At 62.9% G+C, this 14,391-nt stretch carries 11 protein-coding genes; 8 read left to right on the forward strand and 3 right to left on the reverse strand.

Annotated elements, in window-relative coordinates:
• Positions 1-7: 7 nt before the first annotated feature.
• From ACF8MI_RS12135 to ACF8MI_RS12145, 3 genes are read left to right on the forward strand one after another with little or no spacing between them, the layout of a single operon-like run.
• Positions 8-1,912 carry an ATP-binding protein gene (locus ACF8MI_RS12135; protein ID WP_200929136.1) on the forward strand — a complete coding sequence of 635 codons (1,905 nt, stop codon included), beginning with the start codon at positions 8-10 and terminating at the stop codon, positions 1,910-1,912.
• A complete protein-coding gene (locus ACF8MI_RS12140; protein ID WP_060497901.1) occupies positions 1,909-3,237 on the forward strand; it encodes a sigma-54 dependent transcriptional regulator in 1,329 nt (442 codons plus the stop codon). Before ACF8MI_RS12135 ends, ACF8MI_RS12140 begins: the two co-directional genes overlap by 4 nt.
• Positions 3,238-3,262: 25 nt before the next feature.
• A complete protein-coding gene (locus ACF8MI_RS12145) occupies positions 3,263-3,598 on the forward strand; it encodes a GlpM family protein (RefSeq protein WP_104833329.1) in 336 nt (111 codons plus the stop codon).
• 25 nt (positions 3,599-3,623) lie between these two features.
• Here the strand turns inward: ACF8MI_RS12145 and ACF8MI_RS12150 are convergent, their stop codons facing one another.
• On the reverse strand, positions 3,624-4,619 hold the full coding sequence (locus tag ACF8MI_RS12150; protein ID WP_156867759.1) for an alpha/beta fold hydrolase: 996 nt from the start codon (positions 4,617-4,619) through the stop codon (positions 3,624-3,626).
• A gap of 196 nt (positions 4,620-4,815) precedes the next feature.
• Here ACF8MI_RS12150 and metR point away from each other — a divergent pair, with 196 nt between their 5' ends.
• Positions 4,816-5,733, forward strand: a complete 918-nt coding sequence (gene metR / locus ACF8MI_RS12155) for a transcriptional regulator MetR (protein WP_060497904.1) — start codon at positions 4,816-4,818, stop codon at positions 5,731-5,733.
• Here metR and ACF8MI_RS12160 read toward each other — a convergent pair.
• Complete coding sequence (locus ACF8MI_RS12160) at positions 5,717-6,130, reverse strand: NUDIX domain-containing protein (protein WP_060497905.1); 414 nt, start codon at positions 6,128-6,130, stop codon at positions 5,717-5,719. The genes metR and ACF8MI_RS12160 overlap by 17 nt on opposite strands.
• 238 nt (positions 6,131-6,368) lie before the next feature.
• On the opposite strand from ACF8MI_RS12160, the gene ACF8MI_RS12165 reads away from it, so the two are divergent.
• Positions 6,369-7,988, forward strand: a complete 1,620-nt coding sequence (locus ACF8MI_RS12165; RefSeq protein WP_016713720.1) for an FMN-binding glutamate synthase family protein — start codon at positions 6,369-6,371, stop codon at positions 7,986-7,988.
• Between the two features lie 41 nt (positions 7,989-8,029).
• Here the strand turns inward: ACF8MI_RS12165 and ACF8MI_RS12170 are convergent, their stop codons facing one another.
• Entirely contained in the window at positions 8,030-9,448 is a 1,419-nt protein-coding gene (locus tag ACF8MI_RS12170) for an amino acid permease (RefSeq protein ID WP_060497906.1), read from the reverse strand.
• A 392-nt stretch (positions 9,449-9,840) separates the two neighbouring features.
• Here ACF8MI_RS12170 and ACF8MI_RS12175 point away from each other — a divergent pair, with 392 nt between their 5' ends.
• The 3 genes from ACF8MI_RS12175 (at position 9,841) to ACF8MI_RS12185 (ending at position 14,376) form a co-directional block, all read left to right on the forward strand.
• Positions 9,841-12,987 carry a transglycosylase domain-containing protein gene (locus ACF8MI_RS12175; RefSeq protein ID WP_200929135.1) on the forward strand — a complete coding sequence of 1,049 codons (3,147 nt, stop codon included), beginning with the start codon at positions 9,841-9,843 and terminating at the stop codon, positions 12,985-12,987.
• 89 nt (positions 12,988-13,076) lie between these two features.
• On the forward strand, positions 13,077-13,622 hold the full coding sequence (locus tag ACF8MI_RS12180) for a PadR family transcriptional regulator (RefSeq protein WP_060497908.1): 546 nt from the start codon (positions 13,077-13,079) through the stop codon (positions 13,620-13,622).
• A complete protein-coding gene (locus tag ACF8MI_RS12185) occupies positions 13,615-14,376 on the forward strand; it encodes a siderophore-interacting protein (protein ID WP_104833331.1) in 762 nt (253 codons plus the stop codon). Before ACF8MI_RS12180 ends, ACF8MI_RS12185 begins: the two co-directional genes overlap by 8 nt.
• Positions 14,377-14,391 lie beyond the last annotated feature (15 nt).

A 14,391-nucleotide genomic window follows, 5' to 3' on the forward strand; every position in this document is an offset into this window, starting at 1 on the left:
CACTGTGATGAAATGCGACCCTTCGCTTCTTCTCCCTGCCAAGCCTGCCGTGAATTCCCGCCTGCTCCGTCAATTGCTGCTGCCGCCCTTGATCATCCTGCTGATGGTCGGCCTGGGAATGGCTGGCTACCTGATCAGCGAAAGCAACGGCATTCGCACCCTCAGCGAAAACGGTGAGCGCCAGCTGGAGCTGCACGCGCGCGCGGTCGAAAGCGAAATCAGCAAGTACACCTACCTGCCGAGCCTGCTGGAGCTGGAAGACAGCGTCTCGCACCTGCTCACCGACCCGGACGGCGGCTCACGGCAAACGGTAAACGAATACCTTGAGGGCCTGAATCGGCGCAGCCGCAGCCGGGCCATCTTCGTTCTCGATACCAATGGCCGGGTACAGGCCACCAGCAACTGGCGCGACGCCGACTCGTTCCTGGGTGAAGACCTGTCGTTCCGCGCCTACTTCCAGACAGCCGTGCGCGGTGAGCCTGGGCGTTTCTATGGCATCGGCAGCACCACTGGCGAGGCTGGCTACTACCTGGCTCATGGCCTGGAGGAGCACGGCAAGATCATTGGCGTGGCCGTGATCAAGGTGCGCCTGGACACGCTTGAGGAGCGCTGGCAACGTGCCCGTCTGGAGGCGTTCGTCAGTGACGAGAACGGCATCATCATCCTTTCCAGCGACCCGGCCAGACGCCTGAAGTCGGTGCGCCCGCTGACCCCGCAAATCAAGGAGCGCCTGGCGCGCAGCCTGCAATACTACTGGTGGCCGCTGAACGAGTTGCAGCCACTGGCCCGGGAAACCCTGGCCGATGGCGTGGAAAAACTGACCTTCCCGGCCAACAGCGAAACCGCAAAAGGCAAACCTCACGAGGTTGCCTACCTGGCACAGACCCGTCGCCTGGTGGATACACCCTGGCATTTCACCCTGCTGACCCCGCTGCAGGACCTGCGTCGCGAGTCCATGGTGCAGGGCATTCTGGTGGGCGTGGCGTTCGCCTTGCTGGCGATCCTCGGCATCGCCTGGAACGAACGACGCAAGGTCATCACCACCCGCCTGGCAGCCCGTGAAGCCCTTGAGGAAGCGAATAGCCAGCTGGAGCGGCGGATTGCCGAGCGCACCGCCGACCTGCGCGCCAGCAACGAACGCCTGAAGGGGCAAATTCGCGAGCGCCGGCATGCCGAGCAAACCTTGCGCCACGCCCAGGATGAGTTGGTGCAGGCCGGTAAGCTGGCGGCCATCGGGCAAATGTCCACCAGTATCGCCCATGAGCTGAACCAGCCGCTGGCCGCGTTGCGCACCTTGTCTGGCAACACGGTGCGTTTCCTCGAACGTGGGGCACTGGAAACCGCCAGCACCAACCTGCGCACCATGAACGACCTGATCGACCGCATGGGCCGTATTACTGCGAGCCTGCGCTCCTTCGCCCGGCGCGGCGATGACAGCGGCCAGGCCTCGCTGGCCAAGGCAGTGGAAGCCACCTTGCAAGTATTGGCCAACCGCATCAGCGCCTGCCATTTGCAGCTGCACCACCAGTTCGACGACCAGCAACTGGCTATCGACCAGACGCGTCTCGAACAGATTCTGGTCAACCTGATCGGCAACGCGCTTGATGCCATGGCCGCGCAACCACTGCCCGAGCTATGGCTGGAAGGCGAACTGCAGGGCGACAAGTACCGCTTGCAGGTGCGCGACAATGGCCACGGCATCGATGCCGAGGCGCGCAAGCACCTGTTCGAACCTTTCTTTACCACCAAACCGGGCGAACATGGCCTGGGCCTGGGCCTGACCTTGTCGGCGAGCCTTGCCGCCGCCGCCAAGGGCAGCCTCAACGTCGAGCACCCCGCCACTGGCGGCACGGCCTTCGTCCTGGCCCTACCCCTGGTTTCTCCCCCTAGCGAATCGGCAGAGCACCCATGAACCAAGCGCCTCTTACCGTCCTGATCGTCGAAGACGACCCGCATGTGCTGCTCGGCTGCCAGCAGGCGCTGGCGCTGGAAGATATCGCCTGCGAAGGCGTGGGCAGCGCCGAGCAGGCGCTGGAACGCATCGGCGACGATTTCGCCGGGATTGTCGTCAGTGACATCCGCCTGCCGGGCATGGACGGCCTGGAACTGCTCAACCGCCTGAAGGCCCGTGATCGCAGCCTGCCGGTGGTGTTGATCACCGGCCATGGCGATATCGACATGGCCGTCGGCGCCATGCGTAACGGCGCCTACGACTTCATGGAAAAACCGTTTTCCCCCGAGCGCCTGGTCGATGTGGTGCGCCGCGCACTGGAGCAACGCGGGCTATCGCGAGAAGTGGTGGCCCTACGCCGCCAACTGGCCGAGCAGAGCAGCCTTGAGGGCCGCATCATTGGCCGTTCCCCCGCAATGGAGCACTTGCGCGAACTGATCGCCAACGTCGCCGATACCTCAGCCAACGTGCTGATCGAAGGCGAAACCGGCACTGGGAAAGAGCTGGTCGCACGCTGCCTGCACGATTTCAGCCGCCGCCAGAGCCAACCGTTCGTGGCGCTGAACTGTGGCGGCTTGCCGGAAAACCTGTTCGAAAGCGAGATTTTTGGCCATGAGGCCAACGCCTTCACCGGCGCCGGCAAACGCCGCATCGGCAAGATCGAGCACGCCAACGGCGGCACGCTGTTCCTCGACGAAGTGGAGAGCATGCCGATCAACCTGCAAATCAAGCTGCTGCGCGTGCTGCAGGAACGTACCCTGGAACGATTGGGCTCTAACCAGAGCATCCCGGTGGATTGCCGGGTAATTGCCGCGACCAAGGCCGACCTCGACAGCCTGGGCCAGAGCGGCCAGTTCCGCAGCGACCTGTATTACCGGCTGAACGTGGTCACCCTGGAGCTGCCGCCACTGCGCGAACGCCGCGAAGACATCCTGCAACTGTTCGAACACTTCCTGCAGCAGTCGGCCCTGCGCTTTGACCGAGAACCCCCGACGCTGGACAGCCAGACTTTGTCGCGCCTGATGGCCCACGATTGGCCAGGCAATGTGCGCGAGTTGCGCAACGTGGCCGAACGCTATGCGCTTGGCCTGCCGGCGTTCAAGAAAGGCCCCAGCAGCGGCGCCAGCCAGGGTTTGGGCTTTGCCGAGGCGGTGGAGGCGTTTGAACGCAACCTGCTCAGCGATGCCCTGCAACGCACCGGGGGCAACCTGAGCCAGGCCAGCCAGGAGCTGGGCATGGCCAAGACCACGTTGTTCGACAAAGTGAAGAAATACGGCCTCGGATGACCTCAACCCAAACGGGAATAACAACGTGGACCTGGTATTCAAAGCGGCCCTGGGCGCTGGCGTGGTACTGCTGCTAGCGGTGCTGTCAAAGACGCGTAACTACTACATCGCCGGGCTGGTGCCGCTGTTCCCCACCTTTGCCCTGATTGCCCATTACATTGTTGGCAAGGGGCGCAGCATTACCGACCTGAAGACCACCATCCTGTTCGGCATGTGGTCGATCATTCCGTATTTCGTGTACCTGGCAACCTTGTATGTACTGGTTGACCGCCTGCGCCTGGAGGCATCGCTGGCACTGGCCACGGTGGCCTGGCTGATGGCCGCGACCGTGCTGGTGACCTTGTGGGTGCGGATGCACTGAAACAGGCCGGCTGACGCATAGCAGTTCAAAGCCCGGCAATATGCGTCACGTCCTGCCGATGCGCTTGCAGATAAGGCAACACAGCCCCCAGCAGCGGTGCCTTGAACGGCTCCTGGAAGCGATGCGCCAGCCCTGGTATCAAGCGCAGCTGGCTGCCTTGTATATGCGCCGCCAGGTGCACGCCATGCATCACCGGCAGCAACGGGTCAGCCGTGCCGTGCACCACCAGGGTCGGCACCCTCAACTGGTTCAATAGCTCGACGCGGCTTGGCTCGGCCAGAATCGCCATGATCTGGCGCTTGGCCCCGTCCGGGTTGAACGCCCGGTCGTAGGCCACCGCTGCCTGGTGCAGCAACACGGCACGGTCGTCCCGCACCTCAGGGCTGCCCAACGCCGCCAACAAGTCTGCCTGCTGCTCGATGGCCACCTCGCGGCTGGGCGCGCTGCGCCGGGCCAGTAACTGCACCAGCGCCGGATCCGGCGCTGGCAGCCCCGCCGCGCCTGAGCTGGACATGACCAACGTCAGGCTGCGCACGCGCTCGGGAGCCATGGCCGCCAGGTGCTGGGCGATCATGCCGCCCATGCTCACGCCCAGCACATGAAACTGGCGCACCCCCAAGGCGTCCATCAGGCGTAAGCCATCGTCTGCCATGTCGGTCAGCGTATAAGGCGCCGCCACTGGCAGGCCCAGCTTGTAACGCAGCAGCTCCACCGTCAGGTTGGCCGACGGCGGCATCTGGTTCCAGCGTGACAGCCCCACATCGCGGTTGTCGTAGCGAATAACCCTGAAACCTTGGCGGCACAATGCCTCGACCACATCGTCCGGCCAGTGGATCAGTTGCCCGCCCAGGCCCATGACCAGTAGCAAGGCCGGATCACGCGGCGCGCCCACGCTCTGGTACACCAGGCTGACCGCGCCCAGCTCGGCGCGCTGCACCGGTACACGGGCGTCACAACGCTGTCCGGCGAAGCTGGCAGGTACGCTGAAAAGGAAGATAAGAAAAAGCCAATAAGCCCGCATGAAAGAAACACCAGAATGCAGATACCCAGTAGAGCGCGAGTCTGATGAATTCTGTTCGGGCGCGCTGCCACAGTTCGGTGACAGTTTCATGACTCCCGCCAGACGGTGCGGCTGAACGCCCAGTCGACAGGCACGGCAACATGAGAGAAACTCAACTCATTCCCTGTTTCTTCAATCCTACACCCCGGAGTCAGCTGTGTTGGAGATCCGTCACCTGAAAACCCTTCATGCCCTGCGCGAAGCCGACAGCCTGGTGGAAGCCGCCGAGCGCCTGCACCTGACCCAGTCGGCGCTGTCGCATCAGTTCAAGGAGCTGGAAGAACGCCTGGGCCTGCCGCTGTTCGTGCGCAAAACCAAGCCGATCCGCTTCACCAGTGCCGGGCTGCGCCTGCTGCAACTGGCTGATGCCACCCTGCCCCTGCTGCGCGGCGCCGAGCGCGACATTGCGCGCCTGGCCGGTGGCACCGCCGGACGCCTGCACATGGCCATCGAATGCCACAGCTGCTTCCAGTGGCTGATGCCGACCATCGACCAGTTCCGCGATGCCTGGCCGGAAGTGGAGCTGGACCTGGCCTCCGGCTTTGCCTTCGCCCCGCTGCCGGCCCTGGCACGCGGCGACCTCGACCTGGTAGTGACTTCCGACCCGGTGGACCTGGCAGGTATCACGTATGTACCGCTGTTCACGTACGAAGCGATGCTGGCCGTGGCCAACCAGCACGCGCTGGCCAGCAAATCCTACATCGTGCCGCAAGACTTGCTCGACCAGACGCTGATCACCTACCCGGTGGAGCGCGACCGCCTGGACATTTTCACCCGCTTCCTGGAACCGGCCGACATCGAGCCGGCTGCGGTGCGCACCTCGGAACTGACGGTGATGATGATGCAACTGGTGGCCAGCGGCCGTGGGGTCTGCGGCATGCCGCACTGGGCGCTGCACGAGTACAGCTCACGCGGCTATGTGAAGGGCAAGCGCCTGGGTGAAAAAGGCCTGTTCGCCACCCTTTATGCTGCCGTGCGCACCGACATGCTCGATGCGCCGTACATGCGCGACTTCCTGTTGACCGCCAAAGATACCTCGTTCGCCACGCTTGATGGCGTCAGCGCGGTGCGCTGACTGCCTGGCGGTACAGCGGCAGTATCAGGTCCCGGGTCAAAGGCGCCAGCGTTAGGGCTGGTGCTTGATCGGCGGCCAGCCACACCACCTCGTCGATCTCCGCAGCCGGCGTTACCGGCGCGGCGCTGTCGACACGGAACAGTTCGGCTTGCACCTCGAAACCTGGTTCGTTCGCGGCCGGTGCACTGAACCGGCCCAGGTGCACGGCTTGGTCCGCGTTGATGCTCAGCCCCAGCTCTTCATACAGCTCACGCACCAGCGCCTGCACCGGTGATTCGCCGGCATCGATCTTGCCACCTGGCTGCATGAAGGCCTCGGTGCCGCGCTTGCGCACCACCAAGGTACGGCCCTGGGGGTCGATCAGCAGGGCAGCGGCGATGCGGATGATGTTGGGCATGGGAGGGCTCGCTGGAAACAATGGCCGGGGAGGATCCCATGAGGATCATTGGCCTGACAAGGCCAGCGCCACAAGAAGACCGCTGCTCCCACAGGGCATGTGTTCCGGCTGTGGTCATGCCCTCGACTCGAGAATGATTTTCGCTACCCCTATTTTAATTTGCAGCGCCCCGCAACTTGGCTATGGTCGGGGTTTGCCCCAGGCCCTGAGCCTGACCGCGCCATCGTAAGGACCCCGTATGAGCCTGTCACTTCTCAGTCGCTATGCCTTCTTCGCCGCCTGTGTGCTGTTCACCCTGGCGAGCCTGCCCTTCACCCACCACGAATGGCTGTGGCCGTTCACCCTGACCACTGGCATCCTCAGCCTGATCGGCGTATTCGACCTGCTGCAGCAACGCCATGCGGTGCGCCGCAACTACCCGATCCTGGGCAACATCCGCTACCTGGTCGAAGCCATTCGCCCGGAAATTCGCCAGTACCTGCTGGAATCGGACAGCGACGCCTTGCCGTTCTCCCGCGCCCAGCGTTCGCTGGTGTATGCCCGGGCGAAGAACGAGGCCTCGGACAAGCCGTTCGGCACCCTGATTGACGTGTACGAGTCCGGCTTCGAGTTCATCGGCCACTCCATGCGCCCGGCGCCACTGGCCGACCCGTCCAGCTTCCGCGTCATTGTCGGCGGGCCGCAGTGCAGCCAGCCGTACTCGGCATCGATTTTCAACATTTCAGCAATGAGCTTTGGCTCGCTCAGTGCCAACGCCATCCGCGCCCTCAACCAGGGTGCCAAGCTGGGTAATTTCCACCATGACACCGGCGAGGGCAGCATCAGCCCTTACCACCGCGAGCACGGTGGCGACCTAGTCTGGGAACTGGGCAGTGGCTACTTCGGTTGCCGCACGCCAGACGGGCGCTTCGACCCCGAACGCTTCGCCGCCCAGGCGCGCAGCCCGCAGGTGCGCATGATCGAGATCAAGATGAGCCAGGGCGCCAAACCCGGCCATGGCGGCATCCTGCCCAAACACAAGGTCACCCAGGAAATCGCCGAGACCCGTGGCGTGCTGATGGGTGAGGACTGCATCTCGCCGTCGCGCCACAGCGCTTTCTCTACGCCAATCGAGATGATGCAGTTCATCGCACAGCTGCGTGAATTGTCCGGGGGCAAGCCCGTCGGTTTCAAATTCTGCCTGGGCCACCCCTGGGAGTTCATGGGCATCGCCAAAGCCATGCTGGAAACCGGCATCCTGCCCGACTTCATTGTTGTCGATGGCAAGGAAGGCGGCACCGGCGCGGCGCCGGTGGAATTCACCGACCATATCGGTGTGCCGCTGCGCGAAGGGCTGCTGTTCGTGCACAACACCCTGGTGGGCCTGAACCTGCGCGACAAGATCAAGCTCGGGGCCAGCGGCAAGATTGTCAGCGCCTTCGACATCGCCAGCGTACTGGCGATTGGCGCTGACTGGGCAAACTCGGCGCGCGGCTTCATGTTTGCCATCGGTTGCATTCAGTCGCAGAGCTGCCACACCAACAAGTGCCCGACTGGGGTGGCGACACAAGACCCACTACGCCAGCGTGCGCTGGTGGTGCCGGACAAGGCCCAACGGGTGCTGAACTTCCATCACAACACCTTGCGTGCCCTGGCTGAAATGCTTGCCGCGGCAGGGTTGGAGCACCCTGCGCAACTGGAGGCCAAGCACCTGGTGCGGCGCATCTCGGCCACCGAGATCAAGCTGTTCTCGCAGATGCATGTGTTCTTGAAGCCGGGGGAGTTGCTGACGGGCGAGGTGAACGGGCAGTTCTATTCACGCATGTGGCAACTGGCGCGGGCGGACAGTTTTGAACCGCACAGTGAAGTAGCTGCCTGAGGAAAGCCCCGGGGCTGCTGTGCAGCCCCGGCTATTTCAGGTCAGGACGCGGTATTTGCTACACCTTGAACTTCTTTCGGCGCCAGACGGAACGCGTAATACAGCACCGTCAACAGCACCAGGAACGCCGGGCCGATGTACAGGGCCACGCGGGTATCCTCGAAGTACGCCATCAAGCCAACCACCAGCACCAGGAACGCCAGCGCCAGGTAGGAGCTCAGCGGCCACAGCCACATGCGGTACTTCAGTGCCTTGCGCTCGGCAGTGGTAAGGCCTGCGCGGAACTTGAGCTGTGCGAGCAGAATCATCACCCAGGTCCAGATCGCACCGAAGGTTGCGATCGAGGTGACCCATACAAAGACCTTCTCCGGCACCAGGTAGTTGGCCAGTACACCCAGCAACAGCGCGCCGATCGACAGCAGCAGCGCATTGCGCGGTACGCCATTCTTCGAAGTACGGGCGAAGGCCGCTGGCGCCTGGCCGTTCTGCGCCAAGCTGTAGAGCATGCGCCCGGTGCTGAAGATGCCGCCATTGCACGACGACAGTGCCGCTGTGATGACCACGAAGTTGATGATGCCGGCCGCAGTCTTGATACCAAGGCGCTCGAAGGTCATCACGAACGGGCTGCCCTGGCTGCCGATCTCGTTCCACGGGTAGATCGACAGGATCACGAACAACGCACCCACGTAGAACAGCAGGATCCGCCAGAACACCGAGCCGATGGCCTGCGGGATGGTCTTTTGCGGGTTACGTGCTTCGCCGGCGGTCAGGCCGATCATTTCCACGCCCAGGTAAGCGAACATCACCATCTGCAGCGACATCAGCACGCCGGTCACGCCATTGGGCATGAAGCCACCGTTGCTCCACAGGTTGGAAATGCCCATAGCCACACCGTCATTGCCAAAACCAAAGGCAATGATGCCGATACCGCCCAGGACCATCGCGATGATGGTGACGATCTTGATCAGGGCGAACCAGAACTCGAATTCACCGAAGGCCTTCACCGCTACCAGGTTGACCGCGCCCATGCTGCTCAGCGCCGCCAGGGCCCAGATCCAGCGGGGTACGTCGGGGAACCAGATGCCCATGTAGATGGCCACTGCGGTAATTTCGGCAACGCAGGTCACCAGCCACAGGAACCAGTAGTTCCAACCGGTGAGGAAGCCCGCCAGCGGGCCCAGGTAGTCCTGGGCATAACGGCTGAAGGAGCCGGCGACAGGGTTGTGCACGGCCATTTCGCCAAGGGCGCGCATGATCACAAGGATGGCCAGGCCACCGATGATGTAGGACAGCATGATCGCAGGGCCGGCCATTTCGATGGCCTTGGCCGAACCCAGGAAAAGACCGACGCCGATACAGGCGCCCAGCGCCATCAGACGGATGTGCCGTTCGCCCAGTTCACGCTTGAGCGGGCCGCCTTCAGTGGCAGGGCCGTGGGCAGGGTGGTTGCCGACTGGCATAGCAATACAACCTCATTTTGTTATTGGATTTGACCTTCGTGCAGCACCCGCCATGCTGATAGGCGTGGCGTTGGCTTGCCAGGCTGGCCTTGTGGGCCGGCCCGTATGCCGGAATAGAGCGCCCGGCAGGTCGAAGGGGGCGAGCAGTATAGGAAGAGCGTTGTAGGGGTTTTCACTGTATATGTGCAGAAATTTGGCGAGAACCCCGGGATCGCGTCGCACTCATCACGATCGCGCGGGCACCATAGCAACATCCCGGTACGAAGAAACCCACACCAAAGCCGCATAGCCCTACCTCGTCTTTCTTCCCTTCCTACAAATTTTTCACCCCACCCGCTCAACGTCTAAGCTTCAGACAAGCAAGACGAAAATACCTGGCCGGATAGAAGACTATGGGCGCACTGTGGCAATCGGAACCAACCAGAACGGAAGCACCCGAGATACCTCCGGCCGAGACGCCACAACCCAAGTCACCCCGTCAGCGTCGGCTATGGTGGCGGCTGATCATCCTTATCCTGCTGGTGGCGCTGGTTGCCATCGGCTTTGCGGCGTATGACGAATTCCGCACGTCCGAGCTGCAATCGCGAGAGTTCAGCAAACTGGCCGGCACGCTGACCTATTCGCTGCAGCCAGGCCCCAGCGATGCCATCGTGTACCCGGGTGAAGGGCCGTTCGACAAACGCCTGGGCTACAGCGCGTTGGGCGAGTTCCTGCCACGGCTGCTCAAGCGCGACTACCTGATCAGCGAGCAGGTGAAGTTCTCGCCAGCGTTGATGAACTACGTCGATCACGGGCTGTTCGTGCCCTACATCGAGAAAATCCAGGCCGGCCTGTCGATCACTGACTGCCGTGGCGACACGCTGTACCAGTACAACTACCCGCAGCACCTGTACCCTGATTTTGCGGCGATCCCGCCGGTGATGGTCAACAGCCTGCTGTTCATCGAAAACCGCGACCTGCTCGACACCCAGGACCCGCGCAACAACCCGGCCGTGGACTGGCCACGCTTTGCCAAGGCAGCCTACAGCCAGGTGGCCAAGCACCTGGCGTTGCCCGGCCAGTCCGCTGGCGGGAGTACCTTGGCCACGCAGCTGGAAAAGTACCGCCACTCACCAGACGGCCTGACGGTCTCGGGGGCCGAGAAAATCCGCCAGATGATTTCCGCCAGCGTGCGCGCCTACCAAGGCGGCCCTGACACGACTGCGGCTCGTCAGCGTATCGTGCGTGACTACCTCAACAGCGTGCCTCTCTCGGCTGTACCGGGGCATGGCGAAGTGCATGGCATGGCCGAAGGCCTGCGGGTGTGGTACGGCGCCGACTTCGACCAGGTCAACCAGGCCCTGACTTCCACGGCCAGCGACCCCGAGAGCATGGCCGCACGCGGCCTGGCCCTGCGCCAGGTGCTGTCACTGATGATTGCCCAGCGCCGCCCCTCGCATTACCTGTCCAAGGGCCGGGGCGAGCTGGCAGAACTCACCGATTCGCACATCCGCGTGCTGGCCGCCAATAAGGTGATCGAACAGCCCTTGGCCGATGCCGCACTGGCCAGCAAGGCGGTGTACCGCGACTGGGTCGCGCAGCCGACCATCGTGCCGATTGTGACCAACAAGGGCATCAGCCTGGCACGCAACCGCCTGGCCGCCATGCTCAACCGCCCTTTGTACGACCTCGACCGCCTCGACCTGTCGGCCACCAGCACCTTGCAGGCAGATTTGCAGTTGCAAGTGAGCCAGTACCTGAAGAACCTTGCCGACCCCGAATTCGCGGCGCAGATCGGCCTGATCGGCGAGCGACTGCTGACCAGCAAGACCACCGACCAGGTGAGCTACAGCTTTACCCTGTTCGAGCGCACCGGCGACGGCTCACGGGTGCGGGTGCAGACCGACAGCACCAACCAGCCTTTCGATATCAACGAAGGCAGCAAGCTGGAGCTGGGCTCGACTGCCAAGCTGCGGGTGCTGACCACCTACCTGGAAATCATCTCCGAGCTGCACGACAAGTACGCGGGCAAACCCGCCGCCGAGTTGAAAAAGGTCGAAGTCGCCGAACTCGACCGCATTACCCAGTGGTCGCTGGAGTGGCTTGCACAAAACAGCAAGAACCAGAGCCTGGATGCCATGCTTGATGCGGCGCTGGAGCGCAAGTATTCCGCCAACACCGGTGAAGCCTTCTTCACCGGTGGCGGCATGCACGTGTTCAACAACTTCCGCAAGGAAGACAACAACCGCAACCCGACGCTCAAGGATGCCCTGCGCGAATCGATCAACCTGCCGTTCATCCGCCTGATGCGCGACCTGGTGCGCTACGTGACCTACCAGCAGCCGTACAACCGCGTGCCGCTGCTAAAGGACGACGCCGACCCGCGCCGCCAGGAATACCTGGCCCGCTTCGCGGACAAGGAAGGTACCAATTACCTGATGCGCTTCTGGAAGAAATACCAACGCAAGACCTCGCAGCAGCGCCTGGACACCTTCCTCGACAGCATGCGCGTAACGCCGCAGCGGCTGGCGGCAGTGCACCGCTACCTGTTCCCCGAAGCCGGCCAGGAAACCTTCAATGCCTTCGTCCGTGCCCACCTCAAGGGCGACAAGATTGCCTTGGGCAAGCTGACCGACGGTCGCCTGTCGGAAATGTACGACGCCTATGGCCCAGGCAAGTACGACCTGCCTGATCAAGGCTACATCGCCAAAGTCCACCCGCTCGACCTGTGGCTGCTCGGCTACTTGCTGAAGAACCCCAGCTCGACCCTGACCGAGATGGTCAACGCCAGCCGCTTCGAGCGCCAGGAGGTGTACGGCTGGTTGTTCAAGAGCCGCCACCAAGGCGCCCGCGACAGCCGCATCCGCACCATGGTCGAGATCGAAGCCTTCCTCGACATCCACCAACGCTGGAAACGCGTGGGCTATCCATTCGACCACCTGGTGCCTTCGCTGGCCACTGCCATCGGCAGCTCGGGCGACCGCCCTGCTGCCCTTTCCGAACTGGTCGGCATCATCCAGAACGACGGCGTTCGCCTGCCAACCTTGCGTATCGATACCCTGCACTTTGCGGCCAATACACCTTACGAAACCAAGCTGATCACCGACCCTGACCGGGGTGTGCGGATTCTGCCGGTTGAAGTCGCGCGTGCCCTGAAAGGCGCCATGTCGCAAGTGGTAGACGCAGGTACCGCACGGCGTATTTCCGGCAGTTTCAAGCTGCAGGACGGCACGCCACTGGTGATGGGTGGCAAGACCGGTACCGGTGACAACCGCATCGAAAGCTTCGGCGCCGGCGGCCGGTTGATTGGCTCGCGCTCGCTGAACCGTACCGCCACTTTCGTGTTCTTCCTGGGCGACAACCACTTCGGCACCCTCACCGCCTTCGTCCCGGGGCGCTCGGCAGAGGCGTTCAAATTCACCTCGGCGCTGCCGGTGCAGGTGCTTAAGGGCATGGCCCCGATCCTCATGCCGTACCTGCAGCCGGGCAATCCGAATGAATGCAAACCGCCGCAGGTTGCCGTGCACACACCCGCAGCTGGGAACGTATCGAATGAATAGATGATAATCATTGGCATTAAAGGGCTTGTCTTTAGATATATCTTGAGTAATATCTTACGATATATCGCAAACGACGGAGCTCTGTCCCCATGCGCGAACACACCCCCCATGATCCCTTCGAACGGCGCCCTGGCCGTGGCGAGCGCGGCCCACGCGTTTTCGCCCCCGGAGACCTCAAGCTATTGATGCTCGACCTGCTGGCCCAACAGCCCGGCCACGGTTACGACCTGATCCGCCAGATCGAAAACCTGTTCGACGGCAGCTACAGCCCAAGCCCCGGGGTGATCTACCCCACGCTGAACTTCCTTGAAGAAGCCGAGCTGATCAGCGGCCAGATACAGGGCAGCAAACGCCTCTACGCCATTACCGATGCCGGCCGCCATGCGCTGGCCGAGCAAGCTGTCGCGCTGGATGGCGTGCGTATGCGCATCGAAGTCAGCAAACGCGCCCTGCGCGGCCATGACCGCCCGCCAGAAATTCACGAAGCGGTCGGCAACCTGCGCCACGCACTGCACATGCACAGCGGCCGCTGGACACCGGAAGAAATCGAACGGGTTCGCGACCTGCTCAACCATACCGCCAAGGCCATTGCCTCCGGGCCGGCCGAACCTGTCAGGGAGCCCCCCCATGAGTGACACCATCCACCGCGTCAATCACGAGATCCGCCAACGCCGCCTGCAGGTACTGCGGGTCACCGACCTCACCCCGCGCATGCGCCGCATCACCCTGGGTGGTACCGAGCTGCAAGGCTTCACCAGCGTGGGCAGCGACGACCATATCAAGCTGCTATTCGCCGAAACGCCAGAACAACAGCAGGCTATCGAGGCCCGTAATCTGGGGCGTGACGGTGGTGCACGGCCCACCATGCGCGAGTACACACCACGGCGTATCGACTTGGTGGCCAATGAGCTGGATATCGACTTTGTGCTGCACGGTGACGGCCCTGCCTCCACCTGGGCTGCGCAGGCCGCGCCGGGGCAAACCCTGCATATCGCCGGGCCACGGGCCTCAATGGTGGTGCCGGACATTTTCGACAGCTATTTGCTGATTGGTGACGAAACGGCCATTCCGGCAATTGGCCGTCGGCTGGAAGCGTTGCCAGCGGGCCGCCAGGTGGTGGCGGTGATTCAGATCGAAGATGAGCAGGAGCGCCAGCCACTGCCGAGCAAGGCTCAGGTTGAAGTGATCTGGGTGCGCCGCCAGCAGGAAGATTTGCTGGCACTGGTGAAGAACCTGACCTTGCCGCAAGGCCGCTTGTATGGCTGGGTGGCGCTGGAAAAAGCCCTGACCCGCCAGGCCAAGGCGCTGCTGCTGGAAAAAGGGGTGCCGGAAGATGCGCTGAAGGCTGCGGCCTACTGGCGTGCTGACGGGACTGCGGACGACGAATAAACTGTCGTTTCCAGG

The organism is Pseudomonas sp. yb_9, assembly GCF_043103635.1.
Taxonomy (GTDB): Bacteria; Pseudomonadota; Gammaproteobacteria; order Pseudomonadales; family Pseudomonadaceae; genus Aquipseudomonas; species Aquipseudomonas monteilii.

Excerpts from the sequence above, each read along its gene's own strand:
- ACF8MI_RS12135 (WP_200929136.1), top strand. The coding sequence starts at position 8 with ATGAAATGCGACCCTTCGCTTCTTCTCCCTGCCAAGCCTGCCGTGAAT.
- ACF8MI_RS12140 (WP_060497901.1), top strand. The coding sequence starts at position 1,909 with ATGAACCAAGCGCCTCTTACCGTCCTGATCGTCGAAGACGACCCGCAT.
- ACF8MI_RS12150 (WP_156867759.1), bottom strand. The coding sequence starts at position 4,619 with ATGCGGGCTTATTGGCTTTTTCTTATCTTCCTTTTCAGCGTACCTGCC.
- ACF8MI_RS12160 (WP_060497905.1), bottom strand. The coding sequence starts at position 6,130 with ATGCCCAACATCATCCGCATCGCCGCTGCCCTGCTGATCGACCCCCAG.
- ACF8MI_RS12165 (WP_016713720.1), top strand. The coding sequence starts at position 6,369 with ATGAGCCTGTCACTTCTCAGTCGCTATGCCTTCTTCGCCGCCTGTGTG.
- ACF8MI_RS12170 (WP_060497906.1), bottom strand. The coding sequence starts at position 9,448 with ATGCCAGTCGGCAACCACCCTGCCCACGGCCCTGCCACTGAAGGCGGC.
- ACF8MI_RS12175 (WP_200929135.1), top strand. The coding sequence starts at position 9,841 with ATGGGCGCACTGTGGCAATCGGAACCAACCAGAACGGAAGCACCCGAG.
- ACF8MI_RS12180 (WP_060497908.1), top strand. The coding sequence starts at position 13,077 with ATGCGCGAACACACCCCCCATGATCCCTTCGAACGGCGCCCTGGCCGT.
- ACF8MI_RS12185 (WP_104833331.1), top strand. The coding sequence starts at position 13,615 with ATGAGTGACACCATCCACCGCGTCAATCACGAGATCCGCCAACGCCGC.